The sequence below is a fragment of the Paenibacillus sp. FSL K6-2859 genome (genome assembly GCF_038008265.1).
Taxonomy (GTDB): Bacteria; Bacillota; Bacilli; order Paenibacillales; family Paenibacillaceae; genus Paenibacillus_AQ; species Paenibacillus_AQ nitricinens.
Genome location: NZ_JBBOYU010000001.1, coordinates 1 through 17,014 on the forward strand (window position 1 = coordinate 1; position 17,014 = coordinate 17,014).

Below are 17,014 nucleotides of genomic sequence, written 5' to 3' on the forward strand. Positions count from 1 at the left end.
GTGGACAGCCATACTTCCGAATTATGGCAGCAAATTTTATCGATTATTCAAACCAAATTAAGCAAGCCGAGCTTTGATACCTGGTTTAAGGCTACTAAAGCGATAACCTTCAACTCCCAGGTTCTCATTATCTCGGCACCTACAACGTTCGCAGTAGAATGGCTGGAAAGTCGCTACACCAAACTAGTAGGAGCAACGGTCTACGAAGTCACTGGGAAACAAGTGGATGTAAAATTCGTGATTGAAGAAAGCAAGCCACCTGAGCTTGTGGTTCAACAATCCGCCCCCACTCCCGTAGTATCACGAGAAGAAGCGCAAACGCATCTCCTCAATCCCAAGTACACTTTTGACACTTTTGTAATCGGCTCCGGCAACCGTTTTGCGCATGCAGCCTCACTGGCAGTAGCCGAAGCGCCGGCCAAAGCATACAATCCCTTGTTTTTATATGGTGGTGTAGGTCTGGGCAAAACCCATTTAATGCATGCCATTGGGCACTATGTTCTAGAACATAACCCGAATAACAAGGTTATTTACATCTCATCAGAGAAATTCACGAATGAATTTATCAATTCGATCCGTGATAACCGCGGTGAAAGCTTCCGCAATAAGTATCGTAACGTTGACATTTTGCTTATTGACGATATTCAATTCCTCGCCGGAAAAGAGTCCACGCAGGAGGAATTTTTTCATACGTTCAATGCGCTCCACGAAGAACGCAAGCAAATTATCATCTCCAGCGACCGACCGCCAAAGGAAATTCCCACACTGGAAGAACGACTGCGTTCACGGTTCGAGTGGGGCTTGATTACGGATATTCAACCACCCGATCTAGAAACCCGAATTGCGATTTTGCGCAAAAAGGCGAAGGCAGAGAACCTTGATATCCCTAATGAGGCCATGATGTATATTGCTAATCAGATTGATACCAATATTCGTGAGCTTGAGGGTGCATTAATCCGGGTTGTTGCTTACTCTTCGCTAACCAACCAGGATGTAACCACTCATTTGGCAGCTGAAGCACTCAAGGATATCATTCCTTCCAGCCGCCCAAAAATGATTACCATCGCTGATATTCAGCAAAAAGTCGGTGAATACTACAATTTGCGCCTTGAAGACTTCAAAGCACGAAAACGTACAAAAGCCGTAGCGTTTCCACGTCAAATCGCAATGTATCTCTCCCGTGAACTAACAGATTATTCGCTGCCTAAGATTGGTGAGGCGTTCGGAGGACGTGACCATACGACCGTAATTCACGCGCATGATAAAATTACACAGTCATTAAAGGTCGATCAGGAGTTGTACAAAGTGGTAAATAATCTTGCGGAGAAAATTAAAAATCCTTCCTAAGAGGAACAAAGAGCCTATACACAATCTATACACATGTGGGTAGGCTTAATTTTATGCTATTTGATAGGGTTATCCACATATTAGACGCCCCTACTACTAATACTATTAAATAACTATAATAATTCATCATGTAAAGACGCGTAATAACGAGCAACAAAATACAACGAAATTCCCAATTTTTCAGCTAGGAGTGAAATCATGAAAATAAGCATTCTTAAAAATGAACTCAACGAATCCATTCAACACGTATCCAAAGCAATCTCCAGTAGAACAACCATCCCTATTCTGACCGGTATTAAGCTGGAAGTTAGCCATCAAGGCGTCACATTAACTGCAAGCGACACCGATATTTCCATCCAATCGTTTATTCCAGCAGAGAATGACAGCCATACGATCGTGAAAATAGATCAGCCCGGAAGTGTTGTTCTTCCCGCTAAATTTTTCGTAGAGATTATTAAGAAGCTGCCCTCCAAAGAGATTCACATGGAAGTTAAAGAAGGATTCCAAACATATATTTCTTCTGGATCCACTGAGATTCAGATTGTAGGTTTAGACCCTGAAGAATTCCCGGTGCTACCGAGTATTGAGGAGAACGAAACTATCTCTATACCAGGTGATTTGCTGAAAAATATGATTAAACAAACTGCTTTTTCTATTTCTACCCAAGAGACAACTCCGATTTTAACAGGTATACTGTGGAATCTGGCCGATAATGAATTTAAGTTTACAGCGACTGACCGTCATCGCTTAGCTACAAGAGCAGCAAGACTAGAAGGTACGGAGAATGTCCAATTTGCCAATATCGTAATCGCTGGTAAAACCCTTAATGAGCTAAGCAAAATTATCCCTGATCAAAATATGCTCGTTGATATTGTCGTTGCGGACAATCAAGTTCTTTTTAAACTCGACAAAGTTCTGTTCTATTCACGGATCCTCGATGGAATTTATCCGGATACTTCTAGAATTATTCCAACAACCTACAAAACAGAACTAACTTTGGACACAAAAAAATTAAGTGAATCAATTGATCGTGCTTATTTGCTGTCCCGTGAAGAAAAAACGAATATTGTGCGCATGCAGACACTTGATCAAGGCGGCATTGAAATTTCTTCTAGCTCTTCCGAGCTTGGTAAAGTTCGTGAGGAACTTGAAGTCATTGATTTCAAAGGTGAACCACTCAAAATATCTTTCAACTCCAAATATATGCTCGATGTCCTAAAAGTTATTGAGAGTGAGCAGCTTGTTATAGCCTTCACAGGGATGATGAGTCCGATCATTTTGAAGCCACTCGATCAAACCAATAGCTTGTATATCATTTTGCCTTACCGTACAACAAATTAATGCCAACATTCATGAACATGTGGATAAGTGGCTGAAAGGATAAAAATCATGAAAAAAATACTTATCCACAGTGGATATATCAAGCTAGATCAATTCCTGAAACTTTCCGATTGTGTATCCACAGGTGGAATGGCTAAAGCTTTATTGCAAGAAGGACATGTGCTGGTTAACGGAGAAGTAGAGGAACGGCGTGGAAGAAAGCTTTATCCGGGTGATCAAATTGAAGTGCAGGATAACGGCACATTTCAGGTTGAAGGCGGAGGAGTTAAAGAGGAGTAGGCTAGGGGAGGAACCATTTCGTGTTTGTTAAAAATATCGGTCTGCAGCATTATCGAAATTACGGGCTGCTGCGTCTGGAGAGCCTGGGCGATGTGAATCTGATTCTGGGTCAGAACGCCCAAGGCAAAACAAACCTCATGGAGGCATTGTTCGTCCTGGCGATGACCAAAAGCCACCGCACCTCGAAGGATCGCGAACTTATCTCATTCGATGCCCCTGGAGACGCTGCTCAGATCATTGCTGAGGTAGAACGTAAGTACGGCGATCTCAAGCTAGAGCTCACCCTATCTGCCAAAGGTAAAAAAGCTAAGATTAACGGTTTAGAACAACGACGTCTTAGTGAGTTTGTGGGATCACTCAATGTGGTCATGTTCGCACCGGAAGATTTAGAGATCGTAAAAGGCACACCTGGGATCAGACGGCGTTTTCTCGATATGGAGATTGGCCAAGTCCAGCCTAGTTATCTCTTTCACCTCCAGCAGTATCAAAAAATCCTCTTACAAAGGGGCAATTTGCTAAAGCAGTTGTGGGGAAAAGAGGCAGCGGGAAAAGACCTTTTGGAAATCTGGGATGCTCAACTTGTGGAGCACGGTGTTAAAATCGTAAAAAAAAGGAAACAATTCATAAAGAAGCTGCAAATATGGGCTGAAAGCATACACCGGGGGATTACGAACGGCGGAGAAGAACTGAAATTGCTCTATGTCCCCTCTTTCGGCGATCGGGATGAGGAAGATGAAGCTGTCTTATTAGACAATTTTATGTTAAAGTTATCACAAACGAGAGAACAAGAAATCAGGCGCGGCATGACGCTGACGGGTCCCCATCGGGATGACCTGTCCTTTTTTATCAACGGAAGGGAAGCTCAGGTCTACGGTTCTCAGGGACAGCAGCGTACAACGGCTTTATCGCTCAAGCTGGCGGAAATCGAGCTGATCCATGAAGAAATCGGAGAATATCCTGTGCTGCTTCTTGATGATGTTTTATCCGAGCTTGATCCTTACCGACAGACCCAGCTTATTGAAACCTTTCAAAGCAAGGTACAGACATTCATTACCGCTACTGGGATTGAGGGTCTGAATGCCGATAAATTAAAGGGCGCCAGCCTATATCATGTTCATGATGGAAAAGTGGAGTTATAAAGAGCGGAGGAAGATCATGTATATTCATTTGGGCGGGGAGAAGATTATTCGCTCTTCGGAGTTAATTGCAATATTTGATATTTCGATTGAGAAATCTTCCAAGGTGTCTAAGCAATTCGTCATTCACTCTGAGCAGGACAAGAAGCTTGAGCGGATTGGTGAAGAGGAAGCAAAATCTATTGTCGTAACTAAAAATATCGTGTATTACTCCCCCATTTCCTCCTCCACTCTCAAAAAAAGAGCCAAAATTTTGCTCGAAATATAACTTACGTTTAGTAACAAAGAGATAATCTGAAAGAAGTAGGTGAAGGCATGTCAATGAATCAACCGACATATGATGAGAGCCAGATTCAGGTACTGGAAGGGCTAGAAGCTGTCCGGAAACGTCCGGGCATGTATATTGGTTCCACTAGTTCTAAAGGTCTCCATCACTTGGTGTGGGAGGTCGTAGATAATAGTATCGATGAGGCCCTAGCAGGTTATTGTGACCGGATTCAAGTGATTATTCATGAGGATAACGGGATTACTGTTATCGATAATGGACGTGGCATACCTGTAGGTGAAAATGAAAAACTTAAAAAGTCGACGCTTGAAGTTGTAATGACAGTACTGCATGCAGGCGGTAAATTCGGCGGCGGCGGATATAAAGTATCAGGCGGCTTACACGGTGTGGGTATCTCCGTAGTAAATGCCTTGTCTGAGAAGGTTGTTGTTAATGTTAAGCGTGATGGGCATATTTATCAGCAGGAATACAGACGTGGTGCACCACAGTATGAGATTAAAGTTGTTGGAGATACGGACGAGACAGGTACGACTACAACTTTCCATCCGGATCCTGAGATCTTTACTGAAACCACGGTCTTTGAATATGCGACACTGCTTACTCGTATTCGGGAGCTAGCTTTTCTTAACAAAGGAATTGAGCTTTCACTCCATGATGAGCGGACCGATGTCACCAACGTGTTCAAATACGAGGGCGGTATCGTTGAATATGTGAAATATCTGAATGAGAAAAAAGAAGCGCTGCACGAGGATCCAATCTACGTGGAAGGCTCACGGGATATGATTCAGGTTGAAGTAGCTCTCCAATATAATGATTCGTATACAGAGAACATCTACTCTTTTGCGAATAATATTAATACCCATGAGGGCGGAACGCATGAATCCGGCTTCAAAAGTGCTCTAACACGTATCATCAACGATTACGCCCGTAAAGCGGGTGTGCTGAAGGATGGTAATTCAAACCTGACTGGCGACGACGTGCGTGAAGGATTGACAGCCATTATTTCTGTCAAAATTCCAGAGCCGCAGTTCGAAGGTCAAACGAAGACTAAGCTCGGAAATAGTGAAGTCCGTGGAATAGTAGAATCACTGTTCGGAGAGAAATTACAGGAATTCCTGGAAGAGAATCCGGCAGTATCACGCCGTGTCCTTGAGAAGTCGCTTTCAGCTTCACGTGCACGAGAAGCCGCTCGTAAGGCTCGTGAGTTAACCCGCCGTAAGAGTGCGCTTGAAGTCAGTGCACTACCTGGTAAACTTGCGGACTGTTCATCCAAGGATGCGTCTATCAGCGAACTGTATATCGTCGAAGGTGACTCTGCGGGTGGATCGGCCAAGCAGGGCCGGGATCGTCATTTCCAAGCGATTCTACCGCTGCGTGGTAAGATTCTAAACGTAGAAAAGGCACGCTTAGACCGTATTTTATCCAACGCCGAGATCCGGGCTATTATTACTGCTCTTGGTACAGGAATCAGTGAAGATTTTGACCTATCGAAGGCTCGTTACCATAAAGTCGTTATTATGACGGATGCCGACGTCGATGGAGCTCATATTAGAACTCTGTTGTTAACATTCTTCTACCGTTACATGCGGAAGCTGGTAGATGCAGGTTATATCTATATCGCACAACCGCCTTTGTTCAAGATAGAACGCAACAAAGTGATCCGTTATGCAGGCAGCGAGAAGGAACGCGATGAGATTATCGCCTCTTTTGGTGAGAATGTTAAGGTCAATGTCCAGCGCTACAAAGGTTTGGGTGAAATGAATGCTACCCAGCTGTGGGACACGACGATGGATCCTGAGGCTCGTATGATGCTACAAGTAACGATTGAAGATGCGATGCTTGCTGATAGTATCTTTGATACGCTGATGGGCGATAATGTTGAACCAAGACGTGACTTTATCCATGAGCATGCGAAGAGTGTCAGATACCTTGATGTGTAAGAAAATATAAGGATAATGTATAAAGTGAAACTTATACTTTCTTATATTTTAATAAAACCTCCGGCTTCTGTTCCTAATGGAATGAGAATGCTGGAGGTTTTTTGTTTTCAGATCCGGTTTTTTAGGCTTTAATATATTGTCTATTGCGGGTAGTATATGGCGATTTTCTAGCTTTTACACGTCCGTATGCTACAGCATAGCGGTGTATTCTACGATAGATAGATTTATCAGGAAATAACTTGAATACAACAATAGATGGAAGCGTGTTGACCTCAAGCAGCCACATATCCATATGCTGATCCATGGCAATATCCAGACCAATTTCTTTAATTCCTGGATAGGTAGTTTCCAATTGGCCTGCAATTTGTACGCCTAAAGATTTTAATTGATTAATCGTGGAGAGTGTTTCAGAAGGGTTCATATGATTTTTTAATAATGTATTTACTGACTGAATACTGCCTCCACTATGATAATTGGTGACAATTTTCTGAGGGGCAGCTACTCTTCCGAGCATTCCTGTTGTTTCCCATGCACCTGATGGAGTCTTTTGGGCAAGAACTCGAAGGTCGAAGGGACGATCTTGGTGACGCAGGAGATCAATTCCTTTTTGGACGAGGTAGGTACGGTTCTGAATTCGTTTCTGTAAGGCCTCATGCAGCTCTTCGGGGGAGAAGAAAACTTCTGCCATCTTTGCATATCTTAGAATATATAGGACCTGTGCTTCTTGCTGTTGTCTCTCCTCGTTATCGGCGGTGACATTTATTTCAGTCTTTTGCTGGCTAGGACTTAAAATCACCGTACGCTGCTCAGCTCTCATTACACCAATACCAAAGCTTCCGCGATCAGGTTTTATATAGACCATAGCATATAACGCAAGCATTTCTTTAAGAACACTTAAATCGTATTTACGGGTATCAGGCACATATAGAGATAGAGATTGATTTTGAAGGATAACTTTTGTTTTAGCCCATTTACTTGGGACACGTTGAATCTTCATTATCTTCCTCCTTAACAATTTTGTGCAGCAATTGCTCATTTGAATTCCCTTGTACAAAACTTGCTGTGGAAGCATAATCTTTAGCAGCTGAAAATCAGGACAAGCTACCTAAACAATGGTATAATATAAGGATATGGGGTTATGCCTTATCGAACGATACTAGGATAATAAAACCGTGTTTCTTGTCTTTACAGTCTATGTACTAAAGACATTTGCGGAAAGGGCGAATACCCTAATCAGCGCAAAAGAAATCAATATTAGAAGATAAAAGGCTATCATGTTTAATTGTGCTACTTTTGTGAAAGTAATATAATTAAGGGTAGCGGTTTTTTAACTGAAGGAGGTCCAGCAACTCATGGCTGAACAAAATAACCCACAAGTCAAAGATCGGGACATTGGCGTGGAAATGCGTGAATCCTTTATGGATTACGCAATGAGCATCATTGTTAGCCGGGCTTTGCCAGATGTGCGGGACGGACTCAAGCCGGTTCACCGACGCATTTTGTTTGCGATGTCGGAACTTGGAATGTCTGCGGATAAGCCTCATAAGAAATCGGCAAGAATCGTCGGTGAGGTTATCGGTAAGTACCACCCTCACGGTGACTCAGCTGTCTATGAAACAATGGTACGGATGGCTCAGGATTTCTCTATGCGCTATATGCTTGTGGACGGTCACGGGAACTTTGGTTCGATCGATGGTGATATGGCTGCAGCGATGCGTTATACAGAAGCCCGTCTTTCCAAGATTGCAGGCGAAATGCTTCGAGATTTGAACAAAGAAACAGTAGATTTCGCACCCAACTATGATGGTGAAGAGAATGAGCCAGTTGTATTACCAGCTCGCTATCCGAACCTGCTCGTGAATGGGGTATCTGGTATAGCTGTAGGTATGGCTACTAATATTCCACCGCATAACCTAGGCGAAGTTATCGATGGTGTGCAGGCGATGATTAAGAATCCTGATATCACACCTATGGAATTAATGGAGTATATCCAAGGCCCTGATTTCCCTACGGCTGGATATATCTTGGGTCGTGAGGGCATTCGTCAAGCTTATCGTACAGGGCGTGGTTCAGTGACCATGCGTGCTAAGGCAACGATTGAAGAAAACAACGGTAAGGCACGCATCATTGTACATGAGCTGCCATATCAGGTGAACAAGGCAAGATTGGTTGAGAAAATTGCAGAATTAGTACGTGAGAAACGGATCGAGGGTATAACAGATCTTCGAGATGAGTCTGACCGTAACGGTATGCGTGTAGTTGTTGAGATGAGACGCGATGTGAATCCAAATGTTGTGTTGAACAATCTATATAAACATACTTCTATGCAATCCACATTTGGGATCAACATGCTTGCCATTGTAAACAACGAGCCGAAAATTCTTAATCTGCGTGATGTGCTCTATCATTATTTGCAGCACCAGATTGAAGTTATCCGTCGTCGTACAATATTTGATCTTAAAAAAGCTGAAGCACGCGCTCATATTTTAGAAGGTCTGCGTATTGCGCTGGATCATCTGGATGAAGTTATTGCGTTAATTCGCGCGTCACGGACAACGGATATCGCCCGTGATGGATTAATGAGCACCTTTAGCCTCAGTATAGAACAGGCTCAAGCAATCCTCGATATGCGGATGCAACGTCTGACCGGTCTGGAACGGGAAAAGATCGAGAATGAATATAACGAATTGCTCGCTAAAATCGCAGAGTACCGTGAAATTTTGGCGAATGAGCATCTTGTACTGGAAATCATCAGCAACGAGCTGCAGGATATTCGTGATAGATATTCTGATGATCGCCGGACAGAGATTACGGTTGGTGAAGAAAGTATCCTGGATGAAGACCTTATTCCGCGTGAAGAGGTTGTTATCACTATTACACATACGGGATACATCAAACGTCTACCTGTCAGCACCTACCGCAGCCAGAAGCGCGGAGGGCGCGGAGTTATAGGAATGGACACCAAGGACCAGGATTTTGTGGAGCATCTCTTCGTGAGTAACTCTCATAACTATCTGATGTTCTTTACCGATAAGGGTAAGGTGTACCGGATTAAGGCTTATGAGATCCCAGAGCTGGGTCGTACTGCACGTGGGACACCAATCATCAACCTGATTCAAATTGAACAAGGTGAGAAGATTAGTGCCGTAATCCAAGTGGAAGAGAGCGATAGTGACAAGTACTTGTTCTTTGCTACCCGCGAAGGTATCGTGAAGAAGACGCCACTTGAGGATTACAATAACATCCGCAAGGGCGGACTTATCGCTATTAATCTTCGTGAAGAGGATTCCCTAATTGAGGTTAAGCTGACAGATGGTCAGCAGAATCTTATTATCGGTACAGCTCGCGGAATGTCGATTACGTTCTCAGAGAATGATGTTCGTTCTATGGGCCGTAGCGCGACTGGCGTGAAGGGCATTACGCTTGACAGTAATGACCATGTCATCGGTATGGACTGTGTTGATAAGGAGCTTGAGGTCCTGATTGTTACTAGCAAGGGTTATGGTAAACGGACCCCAGCTGGTGATTATCGTTCTCAGACTCGTGGCGGTAAAGGGATCAAGACCATTAATCTCACAGAGAAGAATGGCCCTGTAGTTGGTCTTAAGGTTGTTAGAGACGACGAAGACTTAATGATCATTACTACAAGCGGTACCTTGATCCGTACCAGCATGGATGGAATTTCTACTATGGGCCGTTATGCGCAAGGGGTTAAGCTAATTAACATCCGCGAGGATGATGCTGTGGCTACCCTGTGTAGAGCGGATAAGAACGAAGAGGACGAAATGTCTGAAGAGATGGAAGGCCTCGAGGAACAAGTAACAGTAGATGAATCTGGTGATATTGATCAACCGGAAACTATCGCTGAGGATCAAGAAGATAACTTAGAGTAGGTTATATTCAATAAAGAGCAAGGGATTCTATTACAGAGTCCCTTGCTCTTTTTGCTGTGATTAATTAATAGCAAGTTATTTAATGAAATTTAATGAGAATTTTTATAAGAATAGTTTTCATTTCACTAGTCGCTTCCTTTTATCCGTACTATAATTAGCCGATAGAGTATAAATCAGTATATAAAGTACTATTTTCTCAGAAATTATCTGTCATATTAGATTTCGGTAATCCTGAGCTTATTGTTATAGAAATTAAGGGGCTGAGTATATGCCAAGTGTGTTGGCTGGAGAAGTTAAAGCAGGCTCAAAGATAACCAAAGATGTAACTACACCTCTGGGGGGAATTTTGTTCACTAAGGGAAAAATACTACTTCCCCGTGATCTAGAAATTTTAGAAGCTTTTTTGGTTGGGCAAGTGGAGATCGAAGGTGTTCAGGGAGAGGCCAACTCTGATGCTGTCAAAAAAAACGCCAAACAGACAGCACTTAAAGCTGGAGCGATTATAAATGAATCGATGCTGATCAAGAACAATTCCCCACTACATGATGAATATGAAAAAATGATCGCACTTATTAGAACCAGCTATCGTTCGGTAACGGCAGCCTCACTTCCTATTTTTGAGTTGCGGAGTCAGTTAGAGTTACTAATTAGTCATTTAAAGGATTATCATGTGTTGAAGTTTTCTCCACGTACGCTAAAAGACGAGGATTACAACTATCACAATGCCGTGCTGTCCGCGTTAACATCCTATAAGATCGCTCAGTGGTGCGGGTATCCGCAAAAGGATTGGATGCAGATCGCTTTTGCTGGATTACTACATGACATCGGAAACGCGAAAGTAGATAGTTCTCTTTTACATAAGCCGGAATCACTTAATAGTACCGAAATAGAAGAGGTTCGCAGACATACTACATATGGCTATCAATTACTGCGTAATGTCACAGCGATTAATGAAGGGGTAAGACTAACGGCATTGCAGCATCATGAGAAGGTCGATGGGTCTGGTTACCCACTTAAGCTAGAAGGTAGCCAGATTCATTTTTACGCTAAAGTAGTAGCGGTAGCAGATATATTCCATGCTATGACTCTAGAAAGGGCTTATAGAAAAGCACAGTCTCCTTATTTAGTGTTAGAGCAGATAATGACAGAAAGCTTCGGTAAGCTTGACCCAGTTGTTGTACAGACCTTTATACAGAAGAGTACAGATTTGTTTAATGGAACCAGAATACGTCTGAGCGATGGACGTCATGGAGAGATCATATTTACTGACCGTGCTAATCCAACACGTCCTATGATTAAGGTAGAGGGTACGATTGTTAACCTAATGTTGGAACGAGATTTGTATATTCAGGAGATCATTGCTTAGAGAAAGAAGTATTAAGAGACTCCATAAATGAGACTGTGCTAACAGGTATACACCAATATATAAAGGGTGATTGATAGTACAGTCTCTTATTTATAGATTATTTTGAAAAAAGTGTTGCAATGAATCTCTATACATGATATATTCTAAGTCCGGCCAAGAAATACACATGCCGAGCTCGAAAAAGAAGTTAAAAAAGAGCTTGACATTAAATAGCCGGACATGATATAGTATAAGAGTTGCTGCTGAGACATTAAACGGCGCCAACGAGAACTTGATCTTTGAAAACTGAACAACGAGTGAGTAGGAAATCACGAAAGTGAAATCCAAAATTAGAGAATTAATTTTCTCGTCAGATGTTTCAAAATGAGCATATCGCTCTTTTCAATACTAATTGGAGAGTTTGATCCTGGCTCAGGACGAACGCTGGCGGCGTGCCTAATACATGCAAGTCGAGCGGAGTTAATTTGAAAGCTTGCTTTCAAATTAACTTAGCGGCGGACGGGTGAGTAACACGTAGGCAACCTGCCCTTTAGACTGGGATAACTACCGGAAACGGTAGCTAATACCGGATAATTTCTTTTTTCTCCTGAAGAAAGAATGAAAGACGGAGCAATCTGTCACTGAGGGATGGGCCTGCGGCGCATTAGCTAGTTGGTGGGGTAACGGCCCACCAAGGCGACGATGCGTAGCCGACCTGAGAGGGTGAACGGCCACACTGGGACTGAGACACGGCCCAGACTCCTACGGGAGGCAGCAGTAGGGAATCTTCCGCAATGGACGAAAGTCTGACGGAGCAACGCCGCGTGAGTGATGAAGGTTTTCGGATCGTAAAGCTCTGTTGCCAGGGAAGAACGTCCGGTAGAGTAACTGCTACCGGAGTGACGGTACCTGAGAAGAAAGCCCCGGCTAACTACGTGCCAGCAGCCGCGGTAATACGTAGGGGGCAAGCGTTGTCCGGAATTATTGGGCGTAAAGCGCGCGCAGGCGGTCATTTAAGTCTGGTGTTTAAACCTTGGGCTCAACCTGAGGTCGCACTGGAAACTGGGTGACTTGAGTACAGAAGAGGAAAGTGGAATTCCACGTGTAGCGGTGAAATGCGTAGATATGTGGAGGAACACCAGTGGCGAAGGCGACTTTCTGGGCTGTAACTGACGCTGAGGCGCGAAAGCGTGGGGAGCAAACAGGATTAGATACCCTGGTAGTCCACGCCGTAAACGATGAGTGCTAGGTGTTAGGGGTTTCGATACCCTTGGTGCCGAAGTTAACACAGTAAGCACTCCGCCTGGGGAGTACGGTCGCAAGACTGAAACTCAAAGGAATTGACGGGGACCCGCACAAGCAGTGGAGTATGTGGTTTAATTCGAAGCAACGCGAAGAACCTTACCAGGTCTTGACATCCCTCTGAATCCACTAGAGATAGTGGCGGCCTTCGGGACAGAGGAGACAGGTGGTGCATGGTTGTCGTCAGCTCGTGTCGTGAGATGTTGGGTTAAGTCCCGCAACGAGCGCAACCCTTAACTTTAGTTGCCAGCAAGTAAAGTTGGGCACTCTAGAGTGACTGCCGGTGACAAACCGGAGGAAGGTGGGGATGACGTCAAATCATCATGCCCCTTATGACCTGGGCTACACACGTACTACAATGGCCGGTACAACGGGAAGCGAAGCCGCGAGGTGAAGCCAATCCCATCAAAGCCGGTCTCAGTTCGGATTGCAGGCTGCAACTCGCCTGCATGAAGTCGGAATTGCTAGTAATCGCGGATCAGCATGCCGCGGTGAATACGTTCCCGGGTCTTGTACACACCGCCCGTCACACCACGAGAGTTTACAACACCCGAAGTCGGTGGGGTAACCCGCAAGGGAGCCAGCCGCCGAAGGTGGGGTAGATGATTGGGGTGAAGTCGTAACAAGGTAGCCGTATCGGAAGGTGCGGCTGGATCACCTCCTTTCTATGGAGAATCGTTTCCTGCAATGGAGACATTCAAATCGGAAGTTAAACTTCCAAAATAGGACCTTCGGGTTCGAACACTCACTCGTTGCTCAGTTTTGAGAGTTTAAGCTCTCAAGTAAGACTTGATCCTTGAAAACTGGATACCGAAACGAATTTGCGTTTTAGAACATCTTTTAGCAACTTGTGTAAACAAGTAAATGTTATTAGTGAGATGATTCCAAGAGAAATGTCATTGTATGATATTTTCCTGCGGAAAAATCAAGGTTAAGCTAATAAGAGCACACGGAGGATGCCTAGGCGCCAGGAGCCGACGAAGGACGTGGCGAACAACGAAACTGCCTCGGGGAGCTGTAAGCAAGCTTTGATCCGGGGGTGTCCGAATGGGGAAACCCAGCTGTGGTAATTCGCAGTTACTCATCTCTGAACACATAGGAGATGTAGAGGCAGACCAGGGGAACTGAAACATCTAAGTACCCTGAGGAAGAGAAAACAATAGTGATTCCGTCAGTAGCGGCGAGCGAACGCGGAACAGCCTAAACCTAAGAGCTTGCTCTTAGGGGTTGTGGGACGTCTCACATGGAGTTACAAAGGAATATGGTAGGTGAAGAGGTCTGGAAAGGCCCGCGATAGAGGTAAAAGCCCTGTAGCCTAAACTGTGTTCTCTCCGAGACGGATCCCGAGTAGTGCGGGGCACGTGAAACCCCGTATGAATCCAGCAGGACCATCTGCTAAGGCTAAATACTACCTGGCGACCGATAGTGAAACAGTACCGTGAGGGAAAGGTGAAAAGCACCCCGGAAGGGGAGTGAAATAGAACCTGAAACCGTGTGCTTACAAAAAGTCAGAGCCCTATTAATGGGTGATGGCGTGCCTTTTGTAGAATGAACCGGCGAGTTACGTTTAACATGCAAGGTTAAGTCGAGAAGACGGAGCCGCAGCGAAAGCGAGTCTGAATAGGGCGAATGAGTATGTGGACGTAGACCCGAAACCGTGTGATCTACCCCTGTCCAGGGTGAAGGTGCGGTAACACGCACTGGAGGCCCGAACCCACGCATGTTGAAAAATGCGGGGATGAGGTGGGGGTAGCGGAGAAATTCCAATCGAACTCGGAGATAGCTGGTTCTCCCCGAAATAGCTTTAGGGCTAGCCTCGGTATAAGAGTAGTGGAGGTAGAGCACTGATTGGGTGCGGGGTCCGCAAGGATTACCAAGCTCAGTCAAACTCCGAATGCCATATACTTATTGCCGGGAGTCAGACAGTGAGTGCTAAGATCCATTGTCAAAAGGGAAACAGCCCAGACCATCAGCTAAGGTCCCCAAGTGTGTGTTAAGTGGGAAAGGATGTGGAGTTGCACAGACAACCAGGATGTTGGCTTAGAAGCAGCCACCATTGAAAGAGTGCGTAATAGCTCACTGGTCGAGTGACTCTGCGCCGAAAATGTAACGGGGCTAAACACACCACCGAAGCTATGGCTAGATACGTATGTATCTGGGGTAGGGGAGCGTTGTATGTGGGTTGAAGGTGTACCGTAAGGAGCGCTGGACAGCATACAAGTGAGAATGCCGGTATGAGTAACGAAAAGATCAGTGAGAATCTGATCCGCCGAAAGCCCAAGGTTTCCTGAGGAAGGCTCGTCCGCTCAGGGTAAGTCGGGACCTAAGGCGAGGCCGAAAGGCGTAGTCGAAGGACAACAGTTTGAAATTACTGTACCACCGTAATCCGCTATGAGCGATGGGGTGACGCAGGAGGGTAGTGACGCGGACTGATGGATATGTCCGTCTAAGCAGTGAGGCTGATGTGTAGGCAAATCCGCACATCGTTAAGGCTGGGCTGTGATGGGGAGCGAAAATTACAGTAGCGAAGGTCATGATCTCACACTGCCAAGAAAAGCCTCTAGCCAGGAGAAGGTGCCCGTACCGCAAACCGACACAGGTAGGCGAGAAGAGAATTCTAAGGCGCGCGGAAGAACTCTCGTTAAGGAACTCGGCAAAATGACCCCGTAACTTCGGGAGAAGGGGTGCCCCGGTAGTGTGAATAGCACGAGGGGGCCGCAGTGAAAAGGCCCAAGCGACTGTTTAGCAAAAACACAGGTCTGTGCGAAGCCGCAAGGCGAAGTATACGGGCTGACGCCTGCCCGGTGCTGGAAGGTTAAGGGGAGTGGTTAGGGGTAACCCGAAGCTATGAACCGAAGCCCCAGTAAACGGCGGCCGTAACTATAACGGTCCTAAGGTAGCGAAATTCCTTGTCAGGTAAATTCTGACCCGCACGAATGGCGTAACGACTTGGGCGCTGTCTCAACGAGAGATCCGGTGAAATTTTAATACCTGTGAAGATGCAGGTTACCCGCGACAAGACGGAAAGACCCCATGGAGCTTTACTGCAGCTTGATATTGAATTTGGGTACGATCTGTACAGGATAGGTGGGAGCCGTAGAAATCGGAGCGCAAGCTTCGGTGGAGGCGCCGTTGGGATACCACCCTGATCGTATCTAGGTTCTAACCTAGTACCGTAATCCGGTACGGGGACCGTGTCAGGCGGGCAGTTTGACTGGGGCGGTCGCCTCCTAAAGAGTAACGGAGGCGTTCCAAGGTTCCCTCAGAATGGTTGGAAATCATTCGAAGAGTGCAAAGGCATAAGGGAGCTTGACTGCGAGACCTACAAGTCGAGCAGGGACGAAAGTCGGACTTAGTGATCCGGTGGTACCGCATGGAAGGGCCATCGCTCAACGGATAAAAGCTACCCTGGGGATAACAGGCTTATCTCCCCCAAGAGTCCACATCGACGGGGAGGTTTGGCACCTCGATGTCGGCTCATCGCATCCTGGGGCTGAAGTAGGTCCCAAGGGTTGGGCTGTTCGCCCATTAAAGCGGTACGCGAGCTGGGTTCAGAACGTCGTGAGACAGTTCGGTCCCTATCTGTCGTGGGCGCAGGAAATTTGAGAGGAGCTGTCCTTAGTACGAGAGGACCGGGATGGACGTACCGCTGGTGCATCAGTTGTTCCGCCAGGAGCATGGCTGAGTAGCTACGTACGGACGGGATAAGCGCTGAAAGCATCTAAGCGTGAAGCCCCCCTCAAGATGAGATTTCCCAATTAGTAAGACCCCTTGAAGACGACGAGGTAGATAGGTTGGAGGTGGAAGTGCAGTAATGCATGGAGCTGACCAATACTAATCGGTCGAGGGCTTATCCTATACTTAAAACGCAAATTCAATTCGGATTCAGTTTTCAGGCATCAAGCCTGGATTACGCTATGGAATTTATTCGCACTTCTGTGATGAAGCAAATTTCACGCGACAGCGTCTGTTTCACAGACGCATGTTTGGTGGCGATAGCGGAGGGGTTCCACGCGTACCCATCCCGAACACGACCGTTAAGCCCTCCAGCGCCGATGGTACTTGGACCGAAGGGTCCTGGGAGAGTAGGACGTTGCCAAGCACGCAAGACCACTGTTGAGTCATCGACAGTGGTCTTTTTGTTG

The 17,014-nt window shown here is 45.6% G+C and carries 9 protein-coding genes and 3 rRNA genes; 11 read left to right on the forward strand and 1 reads right to left on the reverse strand.

Features of this window, described 5'->3' with window-relative positions; all coding sequences use genetic code 11:
• The 6 genes from dnaA to gyrB all read left to right on the forward strand — a co-directional run bounded on the left by dnaA (position 1) and on the right by gyrB (position 6,329).
• Complete coding sequence (gene dnaA / locus MHB64_RS00005; protein ID WP_042183777.1) at positions 1-1,347, forward strand: chromosomal replication initiator protein DnaA; 1,347 nt, start codon at positions 1-3, stop codon at positions 1,345-1,347.
• Positions 1,348-1,545: 198 nt separating this feature from the next.
• On the forward strand, positions 1,546-2,688 hold the full coding sequence (gene dnaN / locus MHB64_RS00010; RefSeq protein ID WP_094869719.1) for a DNA polymerase III subunit beta: 1,143 nt from the start codon (positions 1,546-1,548) through the stop codon (positions 2,686-2,688).
• A 48-nt stretch (positions 2,689-2,736) separates the two neighbouring features.
• Positions 2,737-2,967: a S4 domain-containing protein YaaA gene (gene yaaA / locus MHB64_RS00015; RefSeq protein ID WP_042123047.1), complete on the forward strand. Its 231-nt coding sequence runs from the start codon at positions 2,737-2,739 to the stop codon at positions 2,965-2,967.
• 20 nt (positions 2,968-2,987) lie between these two features.
• Positions 2,988-4,106: a DNA replication/repair protein RecF gene (gene recF, locus MHB64_RS00020; RefSeq protein ID WP_042123050.1), complete on the forward strand. Its 1,119-nt coding sequence runs from the start codon at positions 2,988-2,990 to the stop codon at positions 4,104-4,106.
• Between the two features lie 16 nt (positions 4,107-4,122).
• Positions 4,123-4,371, forward strand: a complete 249-nt coding sequence (gene remB / locus MHB64_RS00025; protein ID WP_036677731.1) for an extracellular matrix regulator RemB — start codon at positions 4,123-4,125, stop codon at positions 4,369-4,371.
• Positions 4,372-4,418: 47 nt separating this feature from the next.
• Positions 4,419-6,329: a DNA topoisomerase (ATP-hydrolyzing) subunit B gene (gene gyrB / locus MHB64_RS00030; RefSeq protein WP_094869718.1), complete on the forward strand. Its 1,911-nt coding sequence runs from the start codon at positions 4,419-4,421 to the stop codon at positions 6,327-6,329.
• 121 nt (positions 6,330-6,450) lie between these two features.
• Here gyrB and MHB64_RS00035 read toward each other — a convergent pair whose 3' ends face one another.
• On the reverse strand, positions 6,451-7,326 hold the full coding sequence (locus MHB64_RS00035) for a YheC/YheD family protein (protein WP_341133463.1): 876 nt from the start codon (positions 7,324-7,326) through the stop codon (positions 6,451-6,453).
• Positions 7,327-7,681: 355 nt separating this feature from the next.
• On the opposite strand from MHB64_RS00035, the gene gyrA reads away from it, so the two are divergent.
• The 5 genes from gyrA to rrf all read left to right on the forward strand — a co-directional run bounded on the left by gyrA (position 7,682) and on the right by rrf (position 16,971).
• Positions 7,682-10,222: a DNA gyrase subunit A gene (gene gyrA, locus MHB64_RS00040; protein ID WP_094874790.1), complete on the forward strand. Its 2,541-nt coding sequence runs from the start codon at positions 7,682-7,684 to the stop codon at positions 10,220-10,222.
• A 268-nt stretch (positions 10,223-10,490) separates the two neighbouring features.
• Positions 10,491-11,588, forward strand: a complete 1,098-nt coding sequence (locus MHB64_RS00045) for an HD-GYP domain-containing protein (protein ID WP_341133464.1) — start codon at positions 10,491-10,493, stop codon at positions 11,586-11,588.
• A gap of 388 nt (positions 11,589-11,976) precedes the next feature.
• Positions 11,977-13,534, forward strand: a 16S ribosomal RNA gene (locus MHB64_RS00050).
• A gap of 264 nt (positions 13,535-13,798) precedes the next feature.
• A 23S ribosomal RNA gene (locus MHB64_RS00055) occupies positions 13,799-16,727 on the forward strand.
• Between the two features lie 127 nt (positions 16,728-16,854).
• A 5S ribosomal RNA gene (gene rrf, locus MHB64_RS00060) occupies positions 16,855-16,971 on the forward strand.
• Together the 16S, 23S and 5S rRNA genes form the textbook arrangement of a ribosomal RNA operon.
• Positions 16,972-17,014 lie beyond the last annotated feature (43 nt).